The sequence below is a fragment of the Pseudoalteromonas luteoviolacea DSM 6061 genome (assembly GCF_001625655.1).
In the GTDB taxonomy this organism is placed as follows: domain Bacteria; phylum Pseudomonadota; class Gammaproteobacteria; order Enterobacterales; family Alteromonadaceae; genus Pseudoalteromonas; species Pseudoalteromonas luteoviolacea.
The window spans coordinates 58,148-76,456 of record NZ_AUYB01000100.1 but is presented as its reverse complement, the minus strand read 5'-3'; the positions used below and the strand labels follow the sequence as shown (position 1 = coordinate 76,456).

Sequence of the window (18,309 nt, the reverse complement as noted above, 5' to 3'; positions counted from 1 at the left end):
AGTGGAAAGCACCTCTCATTTTTTGTAATTATTTATTTACAGTACATCTTTATAATGATGTTTGCAATTACTCTCACATGAGAGTATCTTACAGGAAACATCAATGGAGTCTAAGTAAAATGAGTACAGAATTCGAATATATGACGGGATTCGGTAACGAATTTGAAACCGAAGCATTACCTGGCGCACTACCTGTAGGTCAATTCTCACCACAAAAAGTTAAATACGACCTTTATGCTGAGCAATACAATACAACGGCATTTACCGCACCACGTGCTGAGAACCGCAGAAATTGGTTCTACCGTATTCGACCTTCAGTATTACAAGGCGAATATCAAGCAATAGATAACGGTTTACTGCGAACCGCCCCTATTACCGAAGTGCCAACCCCACCATCTATGCTACGTTGGAACCCTGTAGAAATTCCTAGCGAAAAAACAGACTTCATTGATGGCCTAATTACAATGGCTGCCAATGGCAGTGCGAATGGACAGGCCGGTATTGGTATTCATGTCTATGTTGCCAATGCGTCGATGGAAGGCCGTTATTTCTATAATGCAGACGGCGAACTGCTGTTCGTACCTCAACAAGGTGAGTTGGTATTGCACACTGAATGCGGCAAAATTGACATTAAACCTGGCGAAATTGCAGTGATCCCAAGGGGTTTAAAGTTCCGTGTTGAACTAATCAGTGACACTGTTCGCGGCTACATCTGCGAAAACTATGGGCACCCTTATATCCTTCCAGAGCGTGGACCTGTTGGCGCAAATGGTTATACAAATGAACGTGACTTCCAATACCCAGTTGCCGCATTTGAAGACCTAGAAGGTGACTTTGAACTAGTCGCTAAATTTAACGGTAATTTATTCCGTTGTGATATTGGCCACTCACCACTAGACGTCGTAGCTTGGACTGGTAATAGTGCTCCTTATAAATACGACTTGTCTCGCTTTAACGTAATGAACACAGTAAGTTTTGATCACCCGGACCCATCTATATTTACAGTATTGACTTCACCATCAGGTCAAGAGGGTGTAGCAAATGTCGATTTCGTCATTTTTCCTCCTCGTTGGATGGTTGCAGAGAATACATTCAGACCACCTTACTATCACCGTAATATCATGAGTGAATTTATGGGCCTAATTGAAGGTGTATACGATGCAAAAGAGCACGGCTTTGTACCTGGAGGCATGAGCTTACACAACTGTATGTCTCCACATGGCCCTGAAGCAGATGTCTTTGAGAAAGCATCAAACGCAGAATTAGAACCACAGCGCTACGAAAATACGCTAGCCTTTATGTTTGAGTCTCGCTATGTAATTTCTCCAACAAAATATGCACTAGAAGGCAAAGAGCGTCAGCCTAATTATTCTGACTGTTGGAAAGGTATCAAAAAATACTTTAAAGGCGCATAGTTTGTAGTAAGCACAAAAGCTTAATCAACAACTAAAACACTTTAAATTGGCCACACTATGTGGCCTTCGTCGTGAAAAAGGACAAACAATGAAACTGTATACTTACTTTCGTTCATCTGCGGCTTACAGAGTTCGTATAGCGCTTAATCTTAAAGGCATTGAGCACGAGCTTGAGGCCGTCAATTTATTAAAGTCAGAACAACAACAACAGCCTTACACCGACAAAAACTCACAAGGCTTACTTCCAGCAATGGAAACTGAACAGGGCACACTAGCGCAATCATTAGCGATATTGGAGTGGCTTGAAGAAACTCACCCAGAAACACCACTTCTGCCAAGTGACCCATGGCAAAAAGCACAAGTACGTAACTTCAGTTACGCTATCGCTTGCGATATTCATCCAATCGACAACCTTCGAGTGCTTAAATATTTGGCAAACGATTTGGGGGTCTCCGATGAACAAAAAACAACGTGGTATCAGCATTGGATTATTGAAGGGTTCAAAAAACTTGAGCCAACTCTAGGTGATGGGCCATTCTGCTTTGGCGATAAACCAACGCTGGCAGATCTTTGCCTCATTCCTCAGGTTTTTAACGCAATCAGATTTAAAGTCGATATGACTCAATTTCCAAAAATTGCAGCTATTTATGAGCACTGCAACACGTTAGATGCATTTGTAAAAGCTGCACCGGAAAATCAGCCAGATGCAGCGTAATTAACAGTTGGTACATAGAGCGTTATTTTAGCGCTCCATGTACTTGATCAATATGGGACAACAAATCATGGCCCAAATCCGTCAAATACCCTCCATCAGGGCGATCTATTACGCCTTTTTCAAACAACCGCTCAGCTGCTGCTAAAATGCTTTGATCTGCACTACTATGTATTTTTAGACCTTGGTGTAAACTGCTCCTTGGAAATTTTGCTAAAAGTTCTAGTTCCGCCATTAACTGAGTGTCAAATGCCATACTTCCCCCTATTACAATCAAGCTACCATTCGGGCATGACTTGTGCTTACATTAGATATAACTAGTTCGACGAGGTTGCCGTCGAAAATCCCTTTGACCGTAGTTCAAACAAGCAAACATGCGACTAAATATTATTGTTGTTTTATCTACTTTGACCTAATAAACATTAGCCCAGACTATGAGTAATGCCATGTATAAGATCAATTTTTTAGCATTTTTAATACTTTTTTTATTTATAGGTCCCGTTAGCGCAAAAGAACAATCTGCACGGGTGTTCGTAAATGGCCCCGAACGCGTATGTTGGTTTAATTCTTCCAAGTATAGCGAGGGTGCGCTTATCAAACAGTTTGACCAGCTCTATATTTGTAGTCACAAATACTCCAATCAACCTGATAGTCCACTAGTTTGGCTACAAATGAATGAAAATGGAGACATAAAAAGGCTGGATTTGCGTGGTAAGATACGAGTACACTAGCGCGTCATAAAAAATGAGACTAGATATGAGTACTGAACAACCAAATAATCCCCTTCATGGTGTAAAACTTCAAGATATTTTAGAACAACTGGAGTCAGAGCTTGGTTGGCAAGAGATGGCGCAACAAGTAAATATAAACTGCTTCAAGTCAGATCCATCTATAAAATCAAGCTTAAAGTTTTTGCGAAAAACGCCTTGGGCAAGAGAAAAAGTAGAGCAGCTTTATCTAGATACATTTCACTCTTTTACTTGGCCTACAGCCCCTAAAAAATAGTAAAAACACTCACCCAGACTGCTTAAATGCATGCTTTATTTTTTTGGTAATATGTGGTGCCAGATTTCTATTGCAGGCAAAGTAGAGCTGGGTATTGAGATTTTTGAGTGTTAATACAGGTTCTAACAAACCACTTCGCGCATCATACTTCTGTTTAAACTCAAACTGGTTGTCGCTTAAGATAACCAAATCTACAAAGCTACGCCTCGCGTCTAATAGCTCGAATACCCTATCAAACGAATTTAAAAGAACGAGATTGTACCCTTCAATAAAGCCTTCTTTAACCAAAAATTGGTGGCTATAGTTATCTTTAATAACAGCAACTTTATATTGCTTCGCGTCCTCCACGCTCTCAATTGCAATGCGTGAAGATTTAAGCGCATAAAACGAAGTTGTAAATTTGCTAATCGGAAAGACCCAATTAAACTTTTCTCCTCTTTGGTCATTTTTTGCCATCGAGAATATGCACGTGTTGCTATCTCTTGCAGCAGTGTTGTATGCGGTTGTCCAAGTCTGTACACTGATATGATAATCAATTTTAGCTTTGCCAAGGACAGCTTTTACTTTATCTGCGGCAGTACCAACCAACTCCCCTTCACCATTAATATATTGAAAGTTTGGAAAATTCTCAGTCACCACATTCAGTTTATATTGTGCATGTGCAATGGCTGAACACACCAATAAACTGAATCCAAGTACAAACTTAAGCAACATAAGCTCCTTCTAAAATAGATTAACCCACATAAACTATAGGAAAAAATAACTAGAGTGTGAAATAGAAGAATTAATTTTGACAGCCAAGTGAAAAACAAAGGACATTGCTTCTCAAGAGAAAGTTTGAAGGAGGGGAACCCTCCTTCTATAGATTGATTACGCTTTATTCATTGCATCAATCAAAAATGCTGATAGCTTCGCGCCTTCTCTAAGGGTTGTTTCTGAGCTTGACTGTCCAGCCAAAGAGCTATCTGTAAATGGAGCAATTTCCATCATGTCAGCACCCGTAATTGGGAATTCTTCAGACAACGCTTTTAGGATTGTCATCGCCTCTTCAGGTGTTAAGCCGCCTGTTTCTGGAGTACCCGTTGCAGCTGCAAACTCTTCATCTAAAGCGTCAATATCAAAGCTTACATACAATTCATCTACATTGTCAGCTTTAAGCTGCTCAATCACTTGCGCAACGATAGCTTCTGCACCTTGCTCACGAATTTCATGTGCCCAATGCTGCTTGACACCAAATGTACCCTCCCAGTGCTCCTTTGCCTTACCACTTGATCGAATACCAAATTGAATAAGGTGATGAGGCGCAGGTAAAAATTCAAGGATATGAGTACACCAAGAGCCAAAACATAGGTCGATGCCTAGTCTTTCTACCAGCAAATCAGTATGGGCATCAAAGTGAATAATAGCAGTGCGCTTACCTTGATCTCTTTTCGCTTTTAAATAAGCTTTAGTGAGTGGGTAGCTAATTGAGTGATCGCCACCAATACCAAACACTCCTTTATCTGGGTAATGTTTGTAAAAGCCATCACATACATCTTCGGTGATAGATAACGGCGCTACGAAGTAGTCACTGTTCTCGTCTTGATAAAGTGCTTTTTGACAATTTGAGATTGTTCCCTCATTTAAGTATTTGTCGTGCAATAAATGAGGGATCACACGTACGTCACCTAGATCAAAAGCTGAAGTCTCAGGTTGCTGTTCTATCAAAGTGCTGCGAAGAAATAGCGGTCCCCAGTTAGCACCACGGAGAATTCCACCGCCACAATCCGAGCTAATGCCTAAAATGGCCGCTTTGTGTTCGCTTTGCTCTATTGTTTTTAAGGAGTCCTTCCAAAGATTTTCAACCCCTTCAGTTTGCCCATATAATTTTTGTCTAAGTGCTTCTTTTCTTTCTTTTGCCGTATTAACAGTGAATACACCATCGCCCGGTGGACATAAACAATTTTCTAGTTTTTCAAGGTATTGTGATTTGCTGTTGCTCATAGCGTGCTCCTCAAAAATGTGCATAATCATGCTAAATTTACTCTAAATCAAAAACGTACTACGCGATTGAATTCAGCTGACTTGAACTTCAATTAAGGCGCTTACAACTTTTCAAACAAAATTAAAAAGCTTTAATAATCAAAACCTTAAATATATTACAAGATGACCTTAGAGAAAATTAAAGTTGGAATATGGGTGGTATAACACGGCTGATTTATAAGTCAACCGCTGCAACGTTTTTAGCACTCTGTCACAACGGTTGATTATTCATTGAAGCTGTCTACTTATTCGTAACCTCTAGGTTTTTTCGTTTTGATAATAGCAATGTATCCGTGCCAACTAGCGTAAGCTAAAAGCGGCATTATCACGATAAACCCAGCTGCTCCCGTTAAAAATCCGATAATAACAAGAGTTACAATTGTCATACCCCACACAAACATAGCAGGTGCGTTGGTTTTAACTGCATGAACAGAAGACACAACTGCTGTCATAATATCGACCCGTCTTTCCATCATTATTTGAGGCGTAAAAGCAGATATTGCAAATACACACAGCATTAAAACGCCGCCCACGATAGAGCCTAAAGCCAAAAAGGCTTGAAGTTGTTCAAAGGTAGGATTGGGCACATTTGGATACAGCGCATGGATCAACGCCGCTAGGCGCATCCATACAATCATAATGACCATCAATAAAATGGCAAATCCCCACTCTCCTGCGGGGTTTCTAAACATGGATTTAAGACTGTGCATCAAGGTTGGCTTGTGGCCTTTCTCTAGCTCCCACGCAACATCATAAAGTCCCGCAGCAAAAGCTGGTCCAATCAAAGCGAATGCTACTGATGCAGGTAATATCACTAGGTGGGTACCGGATTGGAATACCAACCACATTATAAATGCAGGAATTATGCTAAACACCAAGCCATATATCAGGCTTAACATTGGGGCTCTAATTATATCTTTGAAAGCCAATGATAACCAATGGAATGGAGCTAGCGCACTAATTTGGTTGCTCTCTAAACACCGAGCAAACTCTTGGTTTTTATCGATAGGTTGAGATGTTGGCATAATGTTTCCTCTCTACATTGCTATATTAAGGTTTAGATGAGCACTGCCGAACATGCAAGCATTGCAATAATTGAGTGTTAAATTTGTTAGAAAATAGTCGCTGGAACATGTCGCACGACCGTTTTGTTAGCGCTCTAGTAAGTCGGTGTAAATGTAGTCATTTAGTTGCTACAGTCATTCATAGCGGACATCTGTCCTGTACTTAAAAGCCGGTAACTTTAACCATTACGTTTTAGAACATAAAAAGGTTTTTTATGGAAAAGGTATTTCACTTGGGTTTAACCCAAGCAGATCTTAAAGGCGCAACACTTGCAATTGTTCCAGGTGATCCTGAACGGTCCAAACGCATTGCGCATCAATTAGAAGAACCAGTCTGCCTGGCACAAACCAGAGAGTTTCACATTTACCTTGCTAACATCAAAGGCCACCCTGTGGTTATTTGTTCAACTGGCATTGGCGGACCATCAACATCTATCGCGGTTGAAGAGCTTGCACAACTGGGCATCAAAACATTCTTAAGAATCGGAACGACGGGTGCAATCCAGCCGCATATTGATGAGGGTGATATTTTAGTTAGTACCGCCTCAGTTCGTCTAGACGGAGCGAGCCAACATTTTGCGCCATTATCATACCCTGCCGTGTCTGATTTTCATTCTACACAGGCTATGGTGCAAGCTTGTGAGCTTGAGGGCGTGCCTTATCATACGGGCATTACAGCCTCAAGTGATACGTTCTACCCTGGACAAGAGCGTTATGATACATATTCAGGTTATGTATCCAAAGCTTACCAAGGCTCATGCGAAGAATGGCAAAAACTGAATGTCATGAACTACGAAATGGAGTCTGCAACACTGTTTACAATGTGTGCTGCTTTGGGCCTAAAAGCAGCCTGTGTTGCTGGTGTACTTGTGAATAGAACAAGACAAGAAATACCTGATGTTGATCATCAAATGGTCGAAAAACGCGCAGTATCTGTAGTCATAAAAGCTGCTGAGATTATCGTGACTAAAGCAAAGTAGGCTATGCCTACTTTGCTTCAAATACATGGTGCACCAAGGACGAATCACCATTCAAATTTGTTAATACAGCCTGAGCAACCGATTTTTGATTTTCATACCCTTTAGTTTCTACCAAAGTGATGCGCTCCACTTCTGCTTCTGGCAGCTTTTCGCCAGCTAATGCTAACTGACTTAATACACTACTCATTGGTGACAAACTGGGGCTGTACGCTGCGTTTTCAGCATACCTTCCATAGAAGACTCTCCCATCAGTTAACACCAGCTCTGCTGCACTCATATTCTTGCTATATGGTACATAAGCCAATCTTACCTGTTCTTTGAGCTCTTCTGATACCGGTAATTCAATTTCAATATTCTCTTTTTTATGAGACATCAAAGACTCTTGATTACCTAAATCTTGTGGCCCAAAGTCACATGGCAGTAGCTCTTCAAGAGAGTACCGACCTGTAGGAAGCAAAATCTCTAAGGTACCTGCCGTGCTGAGTTCATTCATAAATTGTCGGCAAAAACCACAGGGGGCAGCGTTAATTGCAATAGAGGTAATCTCTTTTGCGCCGTTGATCCAAGCATTTGCAATTGCGGCTTGCTCTGCGTGTACGACTAAAGACAGCGCTTGATGTTTAAACTCTAAATTCGCGCCTAAATACATATTGCCCGTCTGTTTATCGAAGATAACAGCACCAACATAAAAGGAGGAGATTGGCGCTTGTGCAAATGTAGCTGCTATCGGAAGCAATGCTTGTTGCAGTGACTCAATATCACACTCAAGTTGCAATATGAGTTGGTTGACGAGTTCTGAGTTAATCACGCCATGTGACTGTTTACAGGACTCAATAATAAATAATTCAGTTTTGTTGTCTATTAATGCCATAACTTTTTTATTATAGAATATGGCATGCCAGTTTACGCACCTTTTAGGCGTTACTCAACCATTCCTTTGCTGATTTAAAGCATTCGAAGTTTTCAGCGTGAATGCCAAAACGTTTTACTTTTTGTAAAAATAAGTCGTGCATATAACCTTCGAATCCAACTACACGTGCAATTTGCATGTTAGAAACATAGTGAGCTACTTTGGGCATGACATTAACAATGTCTATTGCAGCAAATCGGTGCTCTAATTCGGACACATCTACCAACACTTTATTGCTGCCGTGAGACTCAGCATACTTCTGTACTGCTTTGTAGGCATTAAGCACATCTTCAACACCAGCACGGCCTCTCACCGTCATCATAATTAGTGAAGTAGATTTATCGTATGTAATGCTGGTCGATAACAATGACATTTTCCGCTCTATATTTAGTTAAGTTTGCAAAAATTCTTTCGTGGCCGTGAATTTTAATTTATAGAGTCCGAGTGTCAATAAATTACGATTTAAAAACTAGAAAAAATTAAAAAACCAACCCTTATGGATTGGTTTTTTATTTCCGATTGTTATTTAAAAGTTTATTTTTAAAACTTTTAAGAAAATTGGATTAGCCTGTATTGCGTAAACCGGCCGCGATCCCCATCATGGTGATCATGAGTGCGCTGTCTAATTGATGGTCTTGCGACTCTCTAGTACGCTTCAACAACTCCACTTGTAATAGGTTTAGCGGGTCTGTATATGGGTTTCTGAGTTTTATTGACTCCTTCACCCAAGGCTGAGCTGACAGTAAGCTTCCTTTCGGTGCTAACCTTTGAACACCTTCTATTGTTTCTTTTAGCTCATCGCGGAGCTTTTCACCAATTGGGCGCAAATCATCAGGTACTAAACGCTCATCATAGTACTCAGTCAACCACAGGTCCGCCTTACAAAATACCATTTCGAGCATCTCTAAACGTGTACGAAAGAATGGCCACAAGTCACTCATCTCTTCAATCAGCGCCTCGCCGCCTAAATTCAATACCGCTTTAATGCCCTCATTAGCACCAAGCCAAGCCGGTAACATCAGCCTATTTTGGCTCCATGCGAAAATCCAGGGGATCGCCCGCAAACTTTCAATCCCACCTTTTGGGTTGCGCTTTGCAGGCCGAGAGCCTAACGGTAATTTGGCTAGTTCGATTTCCGGCGTTGCACTGCGGAAATATGCGACAAAATCAGGCGTATTACGAACATATTTGCGATACTGTTCACACGAAGCTTTACTTAATAACTCCATTGCCTCACGCCATTGTGATTTGGGTGTCGGAGGTGGAAATAAGTTATTTTCGACAATCGCACTTGCATACAAAGATAAGCTCTGAATTGCGACAGACGATAGCCCAAACTTAAAGCGTATCATCTCTCCCTGCTCAGTAACACGCAGCCCGTGCTTTAGAGATCCCGGAGGCTGTGAACGAAGCGCTTGCATTGCAGGTGCACCTCCTCGACCGATAGTGCCACCTCGACCATGGAACAATTTCATTTTAATCCCATGTTGTTCACCAATTGAGATCAGCGATTCCATCGCACAATATTGCGCCCAACCAGCCGCCATCATGCCCGCATCTTTTGCTGAATCGGAGTAACCAATCATAATGTATTGTTGATGTGCAAGGTGCCCCTTGTACCAACTCGAGCTCAGAAGCTCTTTCATTACATCAGGTGCACGATTCAAGTCGTCCAATGTCTCGAACAACGGCGCAACTGGTAGGTTAAATCGCACTCCACTTTCTTTCAGTAACAGCTGTACTGCTAATACATCTGACGCATTTCGAGCCATCGAAATCACATATATGCCGAGTGCAGCCCTATCTTGAGCCGCAATGGTTTCAAATGTATTGATCACCTCTTGTGCAGACTCACTCGGCTGCCAATGTTTGGGAATAATAGGTCTTCTAGAGCTGAGTTCAGACAACAAGAACGCTTGTTTATCCGCCTCAGACCACTGCGCATAATCACCTATTCCCAAATATCCAGTCAGTTCAGAGAGTACTTCCGTATGGCGAGCAGAATCTTGTCTAATATCGAGCTTGCATAAATGTACTCCAAAACAATCTAGGCGACGCAATACATCTTGCAGCAACCCTTTTGCAATAACCTCCATGCCTTGTTCATTTAACGAATTAAAGCAAGCTACCAAAGGCTCCCTTAGCTGATCAGTAAAGCGGATCTTGTCGCTACTAGAGCTCGGCAGACCTTTAATTTTATCTTCTAAGTGATCAATTGTTTCGCGTAAATCAGCTTTCAGGGATTTTAGCAACTGACGATAAGGCTCTGAACTGCCATTGGTTAAGGATAGTAGAGTTGTATTTGCCTCACTCATAGAAAGCTCTGCACTTAATTTATCCAAATCACGGTAGTACAAATCAAGTGCCATCCAACGCCCATGGTCAAGTACGCTCTGCGTCACGTCAGCTGTAACGTTTGGGTTACCATCTCTGTCTCCCCCCATCCATGATGCCAATTTGACCGGTGCAAAATTCAACGGCAGTTCAACCTGTAAATAGTCTTTGACCAATTTAGCCAGATTGTCTACAAACTGTGGAATTGCGTGCCACAAACTATTTTCAACTACCGCGAACCCCCACTTAGCCTCCTCTAATGGCGTAGGTCGCTTGTCTCTAATTTCATTCGTGTGCCAAGCTTGACAAATCAGCTGAGCAACACGAGATAAAATGCTCTCGCGCTCAATACTATCCGACTCATTATTTTCTAGCTGCTTTAGACAATCACTTAATTCAACGTGCTTGCTAATAATTGTGCGGCGCGTTACTTCCGTGGGGTGCGCAGTTAACACCAATTCAATGTGCAATGCTTGTAACGCATCCATAGCATCATCCAGTGAACACTCTCCGTTATCAACACGAGTTCTGAGCGTTTTTAAAGTCTCTTCAATAGTAAAAAAAGGTCCTTCTGGCGACCCAGATTTTGAAACTGTGTGGTATTGATCCGCCACGTTGGCAAGATTCAGAAAATGATTAAACGCTCTGCAAACCGGAAGTAACTCTTCATTGCTCAGCGCTTTTAAGGTATCAATCAATGTTTGACGGGCTTGGTGATCTCCGCTTCGAGACGCCTTTGCAAGGTGTCTTATTTGCTCCACCTTTTCTAGTACTTTTTCGCCTTGAGCATGCTCGATAGTGGCACCTAAATACTCACCAAGCAAGCTAACATTGCGGCGTAAATTTGTATATTGCTGATCCATAAACATTCCTTGAATACTAATTAATCAATCCAATATACTGCCAAACAGATATAAATGAAAAGACCATTTCATGACAGCCCCACACAGCATTAATTCGACAGTGAGTGCACTGTACATAGACTGATCCAAGTTCGCAGCTTTTACGTAAACATGAAAAATAATGAGCTTTGATAATGATGATTCAAGAAACAGCGGTTGTGATCGGCGCCAGTGGTGCGATAGGAAAGGCACTCGTCAATGAGAAGCTAAAAAATCATACACATGTGATAGCAGTAAGCAGGGCCTCTATAAACATTAAACATCCGTACATAACAATGTACGAAACAGATTATTCTCAAAAAAGTATCATGGCAATCGCCGACAGAATAACACGTGTAAATCCAAAGATTCACTCCATTACGGTGTGCAATGGTGCATTACATACTAGCGAAAACATGCCTGAAAAGAAAATAGAGTCATTTGATAGCGATTACTTTAATACCCTTCTTCATGTAAATACAGTTATCCCTTTCACTTGGCTCCAAGCATTTATGCCCCATTTAATGTCAACAGAGATGCCCTGCGTATTTACAGCACTTAGTGCGCGTATTGGCAGCATAAGCGACAACAGACTTGGAGGGTGGTATAGCTATCGTGCTTCGAAAGCAGCATTGAACATGTTATTCAAAACAGCTGCAGTCGAGTTGAAGCGCCGAAAATGCAATGCCAAGTTGGTGCTTTTCCACCCAGGTACGACCGATTCAAAACTTTCCAAGCCATTTCAGAATAATGTGCCACCAGAGAAACTCTTTTCGCCAACATTTGTTGCTGAGCAACTCAATAAATTTGAGCACAGCAGAGAATTCAATGGCGAAGTGGATTTTATTGACTGGCAAGGCGAAACCATAAACTGGTGATATGATGATATTAAATAACAATGACTTAAATCAATTCCACGAACGCTATAGAGCTCATTTTGTAAACTCGTTGTCGGGATACAAAAGCGCAAATTTAATCGGAACTCGTAGCCTTCAAGGCGATGAAAACTTGTCAATCGTGAGCTCGGTTTTTCATTTGGGGGCCAACCCTCCTTTTCTGGGAGTTATTTTTAGACCACATAGTGTAAGAAGAGACACGCTGGAGAACATTATAGAAACTGAGTCATACACTATAAATCATGTTAACTCGCTAATTTGGAAGGAAGCTCATCAAACGTCAGCTAGATACGAAGAGAACCAATCCGAGTTTAAAGAAACAGGTTTGGAGCCTTATTATCACGATGATTTTGACGCCCCGTTTGTTGCACAAAGTCAGGTAAAAATTGGTTTAAAGCTGCGCGAGTATCGAACAATTGAATTGAATAAAACTGTGTTGGTTATCGGTGAGATTGTGCACGTAGAGGTGCCTAGTGGTGCAGTCAACGAAGACGGTTATATTAATATTGAGCGGCTAGACACCGTCGCAGTTTCAGGGTTAGATTGTTATCATACAACACATAAGCTAGCGCGACTCGAATATGCCAAACCTGACAAACAAGTATCTGTTAAACAGTAGGTTTGGGGGGCACAGCCCTCCCCGTTAGCATTTTAAAACAGTCAAATGGCTTTTAGAAATAAGGAGGGGTTACAACAAAGCTCACAAAAAACACATGACAATGTGTTACTGAAACTCCTTCTGAAAATTCCACTAAAACAATTGAGGTGGAATAAAATCGGTGATAGCATCAAGAAAATTTTATTTTATTAGTCGTCAAATGCGTCAATTCTCTATCATATTTATAATGCTATGCATTCTGAGTACTCAGGTATTCGGAAGCGTTGCTTATGATGGGGAACATAAGTCACAGGGCGATAGTCATAGCCTACTTCATGAAATCGGTCAGCCACACAGCCACGATCATGATGATGAAACCAACTTCACTCTTTCTTTCTCTAAAGATGCAATTGAGCACATAAACCAGGACCTTGAGTGCTGTATTACTGCCATTGTTGAAGTTTCTCCGCTTAGAGAACCTGCTATTAAACCATCCGGACCAGTGATTTTGCTGTCAGCTAATTGGTCTCCACCTTTTTTAAAACACAGCACTCCACCTCCTAGGGCGTAATTCAAACTAACTTTCTTATTTGCCAATGCACCTTTGTGCGTGGCCAGTTTTAATGTTTTTTTGGATTAATTATGTACTTCAATTTACTAAAGCTGCGAACTATGCAGCGAACAATAGGCTGTGTATTGCTTATTGTACTTACAACTTTTTATTTTTCGTTTAGTTCATACGCCTCTCCTGGTGCCCACGGACCAAACGGAGAGCACTTGGATACTCAGCGTGAACAGGGTAAATCAAGCTATCCCAAGTTTGAAAGCGTGACAGAATTCTTTGAACTTGTTGGGGAGCTTATAGAGCACCAACTGGTTATTTATCTCCATGACTTTAAAACAAATGTACCTGTCTCTGATGCTTCTATTGAATTGGAAGTAGGCAATTTATCCGCGAACGCTCATTACTCAGAGCAATTGAACGCCTACATATTAACCAGTGAGACCATGCTAACACTGTTGTCCCAGGTTGGTTCACATGAAATCATGCTAACGGTTTTGACCGAAAGCAGCGGTGATTTATTAACTGCGAACTTAGAAATTATTGCTAAGCCTCTTAGCGACCTCAGCCATGGTGATGGACACCACCATAAATTTCGATGGTGGATAGTCGTTGTATGCATTTTGGTTTTCGTTGGTGGACTTCTGTTTGGGCGCCAGACAAAGGGGGCAAAAGCATGAAATTAAGAAACTTTCTTGCATTGTCATTATGTATTTGCTCGCTCTACACTATCGCTTCTCCTGGCGCGCACGGGCCAAATGGCGAACACCTTGAGCAATCATCAAACAAGGCAATCGACACTTTGGGGCGTCAGTCAGATGGGTCCGTCGTTTTAACTATGAAGCATCAGGCACTTCTTAGTATCACAACGCTGTTTGCTACAGAGACTAGCGCACCAAGACATACACAGTTGGATGCTGTGGTTAAGCCTCATCCAGATGGATATGCGAAAATCCAGTCGAGTAGTGATGGTCGACTGGATGCGCCTTCAGCCGGCATTAGACCAAGTGGCAGTAAAGTAAAAGCAGGCGATATTCTTGGGCTGATCCGATACCAAGATACGGCATACGAGCTTGCAAGCCAAACTAGTGAATTAATCGCTATTAGAAATCGAATTGCTCAAACTCAGCGAGATGTTGCGCGCTTAAAAACACTTGGCGATTTAGCCTCTAAACAGACATTAGAGCAACTAGAAACAGAGTTACTTAGCCTTGAACAACAAGCAAAAACCCTGCAACAGGGGCTTGAAAGACCTGAATATTTGGTTGCACCAATTTCTGGCATGCTCATCAATCGTGATGCATCTAGAGGCCAATGGGTTGAAGCTGGAGAGCCTATATTTGAAATTATCTCTAACAAACAACTTTTAATCGAAGCCAGTACAAGTGACACCCAATTATCTAGCCAGTTAGTTACGGCCAAAGTTGTACAAAGCCCTAACGTATCACTTAATTATATTGGTCATGCTCCAAGACAAGTCAACGGCCTAATACACATGAATTTTGAATTGGCTGATAACACTGAAAATTCCGGCCTGTTTATAAACCAAAACATCTCACTACGGGTGCAGGTCAATGAGCAACACAAAGGTATAGTCTTACCTGCCGATGCAATTGTACTCAGTAGAAATAATCTCCCGCAAGTCTGGATTAAGCTTTCTGCAGAGCGTTTTTTACCACAGTTAATTCAGTATGAGCCTCTACAACCAGGGTTTGTACTTATTACTAGTGGGTTGGGCGCAGACAACCGAGTTGTCATTGAAGGTGCGTCGCTTTTGAATCAAGTGAGATAGGCAATCAATGTTTAATTTATTAGTAAAATCAAGCTTAAAGCATCGTTTGGTAGTTCTGATTCTCGCATTTGGAATGATGGCATATGGCATCATTCATGGTCAAAAACTACCAGTTGATGTCTTTCCCAACCTGAACAAACCGGTTGTAACTGTTTTGACTGAAGCTGGCGGTATGGCTCCAGAAGAAGTAGAACAATTAGTGACTTTCCCTCTGGAAAACCTACTCAATGGTATCACTGGCGTAACGAGAATTCGTTCGACATCAGGTGTTGGTCTATCCATTGTTTATATTGAATTCGAGTGGGACACAGATATATATCGCAATCGGCAACTAGTGTCAGAGCGACTGGATTTAGCACCTGAGCAACTACCGAGTGGGATATCACCTGTTATGGGACCCGTATCATCCATCATGGGTGAAGTGATGCTAATTGCACTTCCCATTGATCAACAACACAGCCTTGACGCTATGGAAGCACGCGAATATGCCGACTTTGTATTGAGGCCTAGGTTGCTCTCTATAGCTGGTGTGTCTCAAGTCATTCCTATAGGTGGAGAAGTTCGTCAGCTCAGAGTATCCCCAGACACTATGCGTATGCGCCAACTAAACATTTCTTTGAGTCAGCTACACAGCGCGCTAGAGAGTTTTGCTGCGAACTTTGGTGGTGGATTTATTGACCTTAATAATCAAGAGTACTTGGTCCGCCACCTAGGGCGCACTCTAGATATTAACCACCTAAAGAACTTGGCAATTGGGTGGCAAGATGCACGTCCGGTTCTGCTATCAGAAGTTGCCTCTGTAAGTTATTCCGCTGCTGAAAAGCGCGGAGATGGCGGGTTCAATGGCCGCCCAGCCGTTGTTATCAATGTGCAGAAACAACCTAATGCCGACACCATTCAACTTACACAAAAGATAGAAGCCGCACTTGCAGAATTAAAAACAGGGCTGCCAAAAGGCCTAGCTCCTCCGCAAGTTCTATTTCGACAAGCTGATTTTATTCAGTCGTCCATTGACAATGTTACTGAAGCGCTGCGAGATGGTGCCATTATGGTTACTATCGTATTGTTTTTATTTTTATTTTCCATAAAGACCACGATAATTTCGCTGTTTGCAATTCCGCTGTCCCTGGCCGTTACTGTCCTCACCTTTCAGTGGTTGGGTCAGAGTATCAATGTAATGACTTTGGGCGGCTTGGCAATCGCAATTGGAGAACTCGTTGATGACTCAGTCGTCGATGTTGAAAATATTCTCCGGCGTCTAAAGCAAAATGCACTTCTACAGCTACCCAAGCCTGTGTTTAGTGTAATTTGGCAAGCAAGCATCGAAGTACGCTCTGGAATTGTCTACGCAACTGCAATTGTGATTTTGGTGTTTCTGCCTCTTTTTGCTCTGCCGGGTATCGAAGGACGGCTATTCTCGCCACTTGGGCTTGCTTACATCATTGCAATTCTCGGCTCATTACTAGTTTCAATGACTATTACACCCGTACTTTGTTACTACCTTCTTCCCAATGCAAAAATAGTCCACCAAGGTGACAGTTGGCTGGTGAAAAAACTCAAGTTATTACAAAGCCTTTGGATAGAGTGGGCTTTACCAAAGTCCAAATACTTGATAGCCACCATTGGTGCCATTGCCTTGTTATCTGCGGCGACTATTACCCAGTTTCCTCGCGCCTTTTTGCCAGCCTTCAATGAGGGGTCTTTAGTGCTGGGGATTATTTTTGAGCCAGGTACCTCTTTAGAAGAATCAAACAGGATGGGTCATTTAGCTGAATCCTTGTTGCTAACTGTCCCCGAAGTAACTCAAGTCGGAAGGCGCACAGGTCGAGCTGAACTGGATGAACACGCGGAGGGAGTCCATTCCTCTGAAGTGGATGTTGATTTGGTTGCTTCAACGCGCTCTAGAGAAGAAGTGCTCAAAGAAATACGCGACAAACTTGCGGTCATACCTGGACAAGTCGCCATTGGCCAACCCATTTCTCACCGACTTGACCATTTACTATCCGGAGTAAGGGCGCAGCTAGCAATCAAGCTATTTGGCGATGATCTTGAAGCTTTGCGGATCAGTGCAGAAGAACTTCGCACAAAACTTGAAGCTGTTTCTGGTTTGGTAGACATCAATATCGAAAAACAAGTTTTAATACCGCAGCTAAGCGTGCGTATAAAGTATGAAGAGTTGGCAAAGTATGGCCTAACTCCCGGCTCTGCGCTGCGTCAGTTAAACATGCTGACAGAAGGGACACATGTTACTGATGTGATAAATGGCGTGAAACGATTCGAACTGGTGTTACGATTAGATGATAAAAGTCGCACGCCTCGAGCCCTCGCTAATACATTGATCAACTCCCCCTCCGGTGCAATACCGATTTCTTATATTGCAGATATCGAATTGCTCGATGGTCCAAATCAGGTATTAAAGGAGAATGGCCGACGAAGACTTGTACTCTATGCAAATAGTGAAAATGTGGACGTTAAGGAGCTACTCAATAATGTCCGTAAAATTGTTAATACTCATCAATTACCAGATGGCAGTTTTGTAAGTATAGAAGGACAGTTTTTAGCACAAGAGCAAGCGATGAGTCTTCTTATATTACTCTCAACTTTGTCGTTTACACTAATTTTTTTAGTGCTTTACCTACGTTACAAAGACATCGTCTTTGCCGGTATTATTATGTGCAGTTTACCAATGTCCTTGATTGGCTCAGTCATTGCGATGTGGTTAACTTCTACGTCGCTATCCGTCGCGTCTGTTGTTGGATTCATCACCCTGACAGGTATCGCCGCTCGAAACGGCATTTTAAAAATTAGCCATTATCTAAATTTAATTCGATTTGAGGGAGAGTCATTTAATAAATCGCTCATCATTCGCGGCTCAAAGGAGCGTTTATCTCCAGTTTTAATGACATCAATGGTTACTGCATTTGCACTTATCCCTTTGCTGTGGGCTGCTGACCAACCGGGTAAAGAAATATTACACCCTGTGGCCATTGTCATATTCTCTGGTCTCGTTAGTTCCACCTTGCTAGATATCTTATTAACGCCACTGCTTTTCTGGACGATGGGTAAAAAGCCAACTGCAAAATGGCTAGAAGATAACTCCAACAATGTAATTTAAAAAGGTAAATGCAGTAACACCTT

General features: G+C 42.0%; 18 protein-coding genes. 11 read left to right on the top strand and 7 right to left on the bottom strand.

Annotated elements, in window-relative coordinates; genetic code table 11:
• Nucleotides 1-119 precede the first annotated feature (119 nt).
• Both hmgA and maiA read left to right on the top strand, forming a co-directional pair.
• Nucleotides 120-1,415, top strand: a complete 1,296-nt coding sequence (hmgA, locus tag N475_RS10440; protein ID WP_063356196.1) for a homogentisate 1,2-dioxygenase — start codon at nucleotides 120-122, stop codon at nucleotides 1,413-1,415.
• A gap of 88 nt (nucleotides 1,416-1,503) precedes the next feature.
• Nucleotides 1,504-2,130 (top strand): maleylacetoacetate isomerase, encoded by a 627-nt coding sequence (gene maiA / locus N475_RS10435; RefSeq protein ID WP_063356195.1) that lies wholly within the window; start codon nucleotides 1,504-1,506, stop codon nucleotides 2,128-2,130.
• A gap of 22 nt (nucleotides 2,131-2,152) precedes the next feature.
• Here maiA and N475_RS10430 read toward each other — a convergent pair whose 3' ends face one another.
• Nucleotides 2,153-2,383: a TIGR02647 family protein gene (locus N475_RS10430; protein WP_063356194.1), complete on the bottom strand. Its 231-nt coding sequence runs from the start codon at nucleotides 2,381-2,383 to the stop codon at nucleotides 2,153-2,155.
• A gap of 178 nt (nucleotides 2,384-2,561) precedes the next feature.
• On the opposite strand from N475_RS10430, the gene N475_RS26280 reads away from it, so the two are divergent.
• Both N475_RS26280 and N475_RS10420 read left to right on the top strand, forming a co-directional pair.
• The gene (locus N475_RS26280) at nucleotides 2,562-2,858 is read left to right on the top strand and encodes a DUF1496 domain-containing protein (RefSeq protein ID WP_081215862.1); all 297 of its coding nucleotides are present in this window, start codon (nucleotides 2,562-2,564) and stop codon (nucleotides 2,856-2,858) included.
• Nucleotides 2,859-2,883: 25 nt separating this feature from the next.
• Nucleotides 2,884-3,132 (top strand): VF530 family protein, encoded by a 249-nt coding sequence (locus N475_RS10420; RefSeq protein ID WP_063356192.1) that lies wholly within the window; start codon nucleotides 2,884-2,886, stop codon nucleotides 3,130-3,132.
• A gap of 9 nt (nucleotides 3,133-3,141) precedes the next feature.
• On the opposite strand, the gene N475_RS10415 is transcribed toward N475_RS10420, so the two are convergent.
• The 3 genes from N475_RS10415 to N475_RS10405 all read right to left on the bottom strand — a co-directional run bounded on the left by N475_RS10415 (nucleotide 3,142) and on the right by N475_RS10405 (nucleotide 6,179).
• Nucleotides 3,142-3,846, bottom strand: a complete 705-nt coding sequence (locus N475_RS10415; RefSeq protein ID WP_081215861.1) for a substrate-binding periplasmic protein — start codon at nucleotides 3,844-3,846, stop codon at nucleotides 3,142-3,144.
• A 156-nt stretch (nucleotides 3,847-4,002) separates the two neighbouring features.
• Nucleotides 4,003-5,115 carry an arginase family protein gene (locus N475_RS10410; RefSeq protein WP_063356292.1) on the bottom strand — a complete coding sequence of 371 codons (1,113 nt, stop codon included), beginning with the start codon at nucleotides 5,113-5,115 and terminating at the stop codon, nucleotides 4,003-4,005.
• A 284-nt stretch (nucleotides 5,116-5,399) separates the two neighbouring features.
• Nucleotides 5,400-6,179 carry a DUF2189 domain-containing protein gene (locus N475_RS10405; protein ID WP_063356191.1) on the bottom strand — a complete coding sequence of 260 codons (780 nt, stop codon included), beginning with the start codon at nucleotides 6,177-6,179 and terminating at the stop codon, nucleotides 5,400-5,402.
• Between the two features lie 254 nt (nucleotides 6,180-6,433).
• Here N475_RS10405 and udp point away from each other — a divergent pair, with 254 nt between their 5' ends.
• A complete protein-coding gene (gene udp, locus N475_RS10400) occupies nucleotides 6,434-7,198 on the top strand; it encodes a uridine phosphorylase (RefSeq protein ID WP_063356190.1) in 765 nt (254 codons plus the stop codon).
• 7 nt (nucleotides 7,199-7,205) lie between these two features.
• On the opposite strand, the gene cdd is transcribed toward udp, so the two are convergent.
• From cdd to ppc, 3 genes are all read right to left on the bottom strand, one after another.
• Nucleotides 7,206-8,069, bottom strand: coding sequence for a cytidine deaminase (gene cdd, locus N475_RS10395; protein ID WP_063356189.1), 864 nt, complete (start codon nucleotides 8,067-8,069; stop codon nucleotides 7,206-7,208).
• 43 nt (nucleotides 8,070-8,112) lie between these two features.
• On the bottom strand, nucleotides 8,113-8,481 hold the full coding sequence (locus N475_RS10390) for a hypothetical protein (RefSeq protein ID WP_063356188.1): 369 nt from the start codon (nucleotides 8,479-8,481) through the stop codon (nucleotides 8,113-8,115).
• A 190-nt stretch (nucleotides 8,482-8,671) separates the two neighbouring features.
• Nucleotides 8,672-11,305: a phosphoenolpyruvate carboxylase gene (gene ppc, locus N475_RS10385; protein WP_063365219.1), complete on the bottom strand. Its 2,634-nt coding sequence runs from the start codon at nucleotides 11,303-11,305 to the stop codon at nucleotides 8,672-8,674.
• A 176-nt stretch (nucleotides 11,306-11,481) separates the two neighbouring features.
• Between ppc and N475_RS10380 the strand changes: the two genes are divergently transcribed.
• The 6 genes from N475_RS10380 (at nucleotide 11,482) to N475_RS10355 (ending at nucleotide 18,286) form a co-directional block, all read left to right on the top strand.
• Nucleotides 11,482-12,201, top strand: a complete 720-nt coding sequence (locus N475_RS10380) for an SDR family NAD(P)-dependent oxidoreductase (protein ID WP_063365260.1) — start codon at nucleotides 11,482-11,484, stop codon at nucleotides 12,199-12,201.
• 1 nt (nucleotide 12,202) lies between these two features.
• Nucleotides 12,203-12,838 (top strand): flavin reductase family protein, encoded by a 636-nt coding sequence (locus tag N475_RS10375; protein ID WP_155732567.1) that lies wholly within the window; start codon nucleotides 12,203-12,205, stop codon nucleotides 12,836-12,838.
• Between the two features lie 160 nt (nucleotides 12,839-12,998).
• A complete protein-coding gene (locus N475_RS25095; RefSeq protein WP_231102488.1) occupies nucleotides 12,999-13,388 on the top strand; it encodes a hypothetical protein in 390 nt (129 codons plus the stop codon).
• Between the two features lie 101 nt (nucleotides 13,389-13,489).
• Complete coding sequence (locus N475_RS10365; RefSeq protein ID WP_227008503.1) at nucleotides 13,490-14,059, top strand: hypothetical protein; 570 nt, start codon at nucleotides 13,490-13,492, stop codon at nucleotides 14,057-14,059.
• Nucleotides 14,056-15,171: an efflux RND transporter periplasmic adaptor subunit gene (locus N475_RS10360; RefSeq protein WP_063365217.1), complete on the top strand. Its 1,116-nt coding sequence runs from the start codon at nucleotides 14,056-14,058 to the stop codon at nucleotides 15,169-15,171. The genes N475_RS10365 and N475_RS10360 overlap by 4 nt, the downstream gene beginning before the upstream one ends.
• A 7-nt stretch (nucleotides 15,172-15,178) precedes the next feature.
• The gene (locus N475_RS10355) at nucleotides 15,179-18,286 is read left to right on the top strand and encodes an efflux RND transporter permease subunit (protein WP_063365216.1); all 3,108 of its coding nucleotides are present in this window, start codon (nucleotides 15,179-15,181) and stop codon (nucleotides 18,284-18,286) included.
• Nucleotides 18,287-18,309: the final 23 nt, after the last annotated feature.

What these genes read in the sequence shown, in the direction of transcription:
- N475_RS10415 (WP_081215861.1), bottom strand. Translation starts at nt 3,846, where the DNA reads ATGTTGCTTAAGTTTGTACTTGGATTCAGTTTATTGGTGTGTTCAGCC.
- N475_RS10390 (WP_063356188.1), bottom strand. Translation starts at nt 8,481, where the DNA reads ATGTCATTGTTATCGACCAGCATTACATACGATAAATCTACTTCACTA.
- N475_RS10430 (WP_063356194.1), bottom strand. Translation starts at nt 2,383, where the DNA reads ATGGCATTTGACACTCAGTTAATGGCGGAACTAGAACTTTTAGCAAAA.
- N475_RS10365 (WP_227008503.1), top strand. Translation starts at nt 13,490, where the DNA reads ATGCAGCGAACAATAGGCTGTGTATTGCTTATTGTACTTACAACTTTT.
- N475_RS10375 (WP_155732567.1), top strand. Translation starts at nt 12,203, where the DNA reads ATGATGATATTAAATAACAATGACTTAAATCAATTCCACGAACGCTAT.
- N475_RS10405 (WP_063356191.1), bottom strand. Translation starts at nt 6,179, where the DNA reads ATGCCAACATCTCAACCTATCGATAAAAACCAAGAGTTTGCTCGGTGT.
- N475_RS10380 (WP_063365260.1), top strand. Translation starts at nt 11,482, where the DNA reads ATGATTCAAGAAACAGCGGTTGTGATCGGCGCCAGTGGTGCGATAGGA.
- maiA (WP_063356195.1), top strand. Translation starts at nt 1,504, where the DNA reads ATGAAACTGTATACTTACTTTCGTTCATCTGCGGCTTACAGAGTTCGT.
- N475_RS10360 (WP_063365217.1), top strand. Translation starts at nt 14,056, where the DNA reads ATGAAATTAAGAAACTTTCTTGCATTGTCATTATGTATTTGCTCGCTC.
- N475_RS26280 (WP_081215862.1), top strand. Translation starts at nt 2,562, where the DNA reads ATGAGTAATGCCATGTATAAGATCAATTTTTTAGCATTTTTAATACTT.
- N475_RS10410 (WP_063356292.1), bottom strand. Translation starts at nt 5,115, where the DNA reads ATGAGCAACAGCAAATCACAATACCTTGAAAAACTAGAAAATTGTTTA.
- N475_RS10420 (WP_063356192.1), top strand. Translation starts at nt 2,884, where the DNA reads ATGAGTACTGAACAACCAAATAATCCCCTTCATGGTGTAAAACTTCAA.
- N475_RS10355 (WP_063365216.1), top strand. Translation starts at nt 15,179, where the DNA reads ATGTTTAATTTATTAGTAAAATCAAGCTTAAAGCATCGTTTGGTAGTT.
- ppc (WP_063365219.1), bottom strand. Translation starts at nt 11,305, where the DNA reads ATGGATCAGCAATATACAAATTTACGCCGCAATGTTAGCTTGCTTGGT.
- cdd (WP_063356189.1), bottom strand. Translation starts at nt 8,069, where the DNA reads ATGGCATTAATAGACAACAAAACTGAATTATTTATTATTGAGTCCTGT.
- udp (WP_063356190.1), top strand. Translation starts at nt 6,434, where the DNA reads ATGGAAAAGGTATTTCACTTGGGTTTAACCCAAGCAGATCTTAAAGGC.
- hmgA (WP_063356196.1), top strand. Translation starts at nt 120, where the DNA reads ATGAGTACAGAATTCGAATATATGACGGGATTCGGTAACGAATTTGAA.